This is a genomic window from Rhizobium sp. FG96 (assembly GCF_057808655.1).
This window is the reverse complement of sequence record NZ_JBMDIL010000032.1, coordinates 1-4,941: the sequence shown is the minus strand read 5'-3', so window position 1 is coordinate 4,941 and position 4,941 is coordinate 1. Positions and strand designations below refer to the sequence as shown.

The window sequence follows — 4,941 nt, the reverse complement described above, 5'->3', positions numbered from 1 at the left end:
CGAGTGAATCACGACAACAGCATATGTGCCAGCGCCTTTTTCAACGGCCTGCTAGCCTTGTTGGTGAGTCGAAGTAATCTGACGGCTCGTGCTCAAGGTCCCGATAGCTGAAGTGGATTTCCACGAAATCGAGAGGCGCATTTTTCGTCAGTGCAGTGAAATCGTGATAACGTACGGGAATGCCCCATGGGCGATCAAAATGATACCTCCGAGGTGCTACGCTTTCTCCCAGGATGTCACTTTCGAAGAACACTTCGCCCGCGCGCAGGTCGCGCCGAGCCGGTGTGCCGATCAAATCTTTTAGACGGGAGGGCTGCAGGCCTCGCCCTGGGCTTCGCGCATCGATCATTAGTTTGTCGAGGGTCTCACCCTTTCGGATATCCCGAGCCGCGACCAACGATTTTGCCAATATTTCGCGATTAAGTCGCTCACCTTGACTTATTGTACGCTCAGAACCGCTGCCGATCGCCTCTTCGACGTTGCGAACGGCCCGCACCATAGAAGCGAACTCGTCCGGCAAGAGACTCACGCGATGATCATTCCCTTCCATGTTCCGATCAAGGGTGAAGTGTTTCTCGATGATTCGCGCGCCACGCGCGACGGCCGCAATGCAGACCTCGTAGCCGCGCTCGTGTCCTGAATAGCCAACGACACCCTGAGATATTTCTTTGAGCCGGTGCATGTACGCGAGGTTGATATCGCGCATCGGCGCTGGATAGGTCGAGTTACACTGCAAGAGGGCAAAGGAGGCGCCCAGTTTTCTCAGCAGGCCGACGCTTTGCTGTATTTCATGCTCCAATGACATTCCCGTCGATATGAGCAGAGGCCGGCCGGTCTTAGCCGCGGCCTGAAGGAGATCGTGGTTTGTCAAATCTGCAGAAGCGATTTTGAACCCTTCAAGCCCATAGTCGTTGAGAAGGCTCAGACTTTGTAGGTCCCAAGGAGTGCATAGCGGGACCATGCCGCACTGCCTAGTGTAGTCCAAGGCCAAGAACATCTCTTCAGCCGTCAGCTGAAATTTGCGCAAGAGGTCTAGTGTGTATTCCGCTCCCAGATCCTCGCTGCCGACGTCTCCACCATTCGCATAGATGCTATTCATGTCGCGCATCTGGAACTTCGCACAGTCAGCACCGGCTTTCGCCGCTTCTTCAATCAAACGTTTTGCCAACTCAAGGCTGCCGTTGTGATTATTGCCGATCTCGGCGATTAAAAACGCAGGTTTATCATCGCCAATTTCCTTGTCTCCAAACTGCATCGTTTGCTGCTCTCGCCAAGCGATAGCAGAAAGGCGCCCTGACTCATCGACGATCGGAATTGACGTAATCTTGGAATTGAAGAGCGCCTCGATATGTTGTGGATTATCGTCAAGGCGAGCCCGCACAAAGTTTGTATTCGCAATTTCCCGGACAGGTTTCAGGAGATCGATGTCATGAACATTGACCACCCACCTCCGGAAGTCCCCATCGGTTACTATACCCTCCAAAGCCCCGGAATCGGACAAGCAATAAACAAGCCTTCTGGTGTTCTTGTTTATTTTCTGTAGCGCGAACTGTATGGAATCCTCATAGTAAACAATATATGCCGCTATTTGCTTGCTAATATGCAATGCCATTCCCCTTTAGAATACGTCGTCTCTTGACTCGCGGCCGACCGGCAGGTTGAAATTCGACGATAAGCGCCTAGCCGCTTTCTCACTTCCCGCGAACCGATCAATGCCGTTTCGGCCCCTGCCCCGACACACAGAGGGCCACCTTAGTCTTCTATGATCTGCAGTCGGAAACCGCATCCTCTCCTGAGGGACTATAGTGATTTTTGCACGCTCTTTAAATTCCGACTAGCTGAAACCCCAATTCTTGGAAAGCGGGCGCAAGCTCCCCCTATAGCCCCAAGTTCTGGAGAAATCTCCTCTCTGTTAAGCCGGCTCGCCGATGGAGTGATTGGAGATAGCGTTACGCACAATACTTGTTTTCACAAGGGGAAACCTCGTTCCGCGAGTTCCCACCATCCATTAAGTGTCAGCTCTTGGGTGACACTTCTGAAGAACAGCCTTCTCCCCTGCGCTTTAGCATCAGGCGACCCGACAATCAACCTGGAAACAGCGACATGTAAGGAGGCTGTTGATTTGCGCTGAGAGCTGCCCCCGGGATTGCGAAGCTCACTGAGAAGTACCTCATTTTCAATTGGGTGGGGGGCTGGAGCCAATCGACATGTGGCTATTGCGCGTATTCCGAGGCTGGAATTTTTGAGCACCTCTACCGATCCGGGAGATGTGCCGCAGGAGGCCTATCCGGAATATTATCCGCAAAATCTGCGTGGAGCCGAAGTTCAACGTCTAAGATCAGCCGAGCAAGCTTGTCAGATCGTTTATCGGCCCGGTTGACCACGGAATCCCAAGAGGACTGCAAGCAGAAGCGGACGATGAAGCAATTGCACTCTGGTCTTGCAAGCCTGGGGTCTGACGCGTGTACTGCCGCGTTGCTGCTCTTTGCTCGAGAATGGACGGACGGCCAGATAGAGCGCGCAGAACGCCGTAGCGGCAGCAGCGCGGCCGCTATCACCGTCTTCGCCCGGTTGATGGAGTGATCTTATTGGCGGCCACTGAGGCCTCCCGATCGATAACGCGTGCGAACGGAGCAGCGATAAGGAGAGCGATGGAGACCCACGGGGGAATGTGGGTGTCGGAGATACCGGGACAACTTCCTTCGGTGCCGATAGATGGACGCACGACAGAGACAGAGACAGAGACAGAGACAGAGACAGCAGGAGAACCCCGCCCAAGCTTTTCAACCAGCCTCACAGCAATCTCAGATTTAGATTATCAAAACCGCAACCACACTGAGCGAGACTATAAGAGCAGCGCCAATTGGCGCTCAGCGCCCTAGCTAATCATTGGCGAGACCAACGATCGTGTGCTAGCGGTAGTGAAGTTGCCAAAGGAGGAAGGCCGCGATCATGATCCGTCGCATCATCAGAACCTTACGTCTGCGCCCGGATACAGAAAAAAGCCCCACGCCTCTCGCGGCGGACACCAACACAGTCGTGATTGGCGAAAACGTGACTCCCTCGATAAAAATCAAGGGAAATCACAACACGGTCGAAATCGATGGGGCTGACCGCCCCTCCGTCGTTCGTATCTTTGTGACCGGCGACTACAACACGGTGAAAATCGGACGCCTCTATAAATCAGACCTACTTACGATCAGGGTTGGCAATCATCGGCAAGCTTTCGGAGCGGTCGTCGACATTGGAAAGGGATTGTCAAGCGCTCATAACTGCGAGTTTTTAGTGCCTAATTCCCTCAGTTCTCTCTCTATATGCCGCAATGGTTTACTCTCTCGTGAAATCATCATTCGATGCGGCGAATCTCCCCATCTCATTTTCGATAAAAGTGCGGGCGAATATCTGGACGTCTCAGACGGCGTGGTAATTGGCAACCATGTTTGGATCGGCGAGAGAGCCTACCTGACTAAACGTGCCTCAATTCCTGAAGAGAGTATAGTTGCCGCGTGCGCGGTGGTGACCAAGAGATTCACGGAGGGTCACGTGGTCTTAGCTGGAAACCTAGCCAGGGTGGTTCGCCGCGACGTACAGTGGTTTCAAAACCCCAATCACCTGGAAGCGGGCTCGGAGTTCAGGGAAGCATGGGCAGATCGTAACGATTTCGCCCAGGAGGAGGCACGTCGTCGCTATCTCAACTCGCAGAATAGCTCGATATCGTGATCAGACCGGGAACGGTTTGGCCTCGATCATGCGGTAGCCGGAATCTCCTGTTCCAGCAACACGACAGCCGGCAGTTCCACACGAAATTCATTGACGCTCGGCTGCGCTCGACCTCAGGCTTTGTATATGTGCTGATTTTCGAATTCATGCGTGGCTTGTTTAGTGAAATGGAAGTCTGCTACTTGCTTGCGGCAGTTGAACTTGCGAGGTTTTGATGCGGGCGTTGAAGCGAATTAAAAAGGGTAAGGTATCCATGTTTGGACATGACTTGTCCTGGCAGATTACTCCCACTCGACGGCCCCACGAATGGAAATCGTCCTTGGCCAGTCATCCATACCGATTGCATGTCGGTCCTGGGGCCGGCTGGACCAAGCCGAACAGACATTGGATCACAGCTGATATTGATCCCGACCGCGGCGACATCATTGTCGACTTTCAGACATTCGACGGATTCCCACTTCCGGATGAAAGCTGTACCGCCATATACGCCAGCCACACTTTCGAGCACATCTCCCCTTTCCGGATAAACTCCGTGATGGCGGAGTGCTTCAGGATTCTGCACCCGGGCGGAATTCTCCGCGTGATTGTCCCCAACCCCGAAGTTTCAATAAGGGAGTACATCGCTGGAAACGTTGATTTTGAGCTATTCAGCCGTCGCCGGGATCGCGCAAAACAGCGAGACGGCATCGACATGACGCTTTTCGAATGCCTGAGAGAGGATTTTATTTCGAAGAACTGGCAGCCAGATCTTCTGGGTGAGAGCCTCGCCCACCAAAACGCGTGGGATTTTGAAGCCATGAAAGCTCTTATGGGCCGCAACGGCTTCTCTCCGGAAAAAATTCGCCGCGCCGACTTTCAGGATATTGGGAGCGACGACTTCAATTTCGAAGGGACTTATCCCTCCGAGGCAAACGAACAGTACAGGAGCCTCTACGTCGAGGCGATAAAGTAGCTTTGGCTAGGTGTCTCAATCGTGACAACCGAAATGCGTTTTAGGACATAGGGAGGCTCTAGGGGCCCGACGACATTGGGAAGTTCGAGCAAGAAGGCTTGGAGGATAGGCTGCGCGCGCTGGCCGACGTCATCCAACGGCGTGACCATGGCGTAACTTCGCGGCGGTCGAGTTCTGTACTCTGGAATGGTGGGTGGACTGGCTCAACTACCGGGTGACCTTGCCCCGTTGAAATAATCCATTTTGAAGTAAGCTCTGGCCCATCGAGA

General features: G+C 53.5%; 3 protein-coding genes. 2 read left to right on the top strand and 1 reads right to left on the bottom strand.

What is annotated here, in order from left to right; translation table 11 throughout:
* Positions 1–40: 40 nt before the first annotated feature.
* Positions 41–1,606, bottom strand: a complete 1,566-nt coding sequence (locus ACODR6_RS31995; RefSeq protein WP_489026591.1) for an N-acetylneuraminate synthase family protein — start codon at positions 1,604–1,606, stop codon at positions 41–43.
* 1,346 nt (positions 1,607–2,952) lie between these two features.
* Here ACODR6_RS31995 and ACODR6_RS31990 point away from each other — a divergent pair.
* Together ACODR6_RS31990 and ACODR6_RS31985 are read left to right on the top strand one after the other, a co-directional pair.
* Complete coding sequence (locus ACODR6_RS31990; RefSeq protein WP_489026589.1) at positions 2,953–3,720, top strand: LbetaH domain-containing protein; 768 nt, start codon at positions 2,953–2,955, stop codon at positions 3,718–3,720.
* 319 nt (positions 3,721–4,039) lie between these two features.
* On the top strand, positions 4,040–4,672 hold the full coding sequence (locus ACODR6_RS31985) for a class I SAM-dependent methyltransferase (RefSeq protein ID WP_489026587.1): 633 nt from the start codon (positions 4,040–4,042) through the stop codon (positions 4,670–4,672).
* Positions 4,673–4,941: the final 269 nt, after the last annotated feature.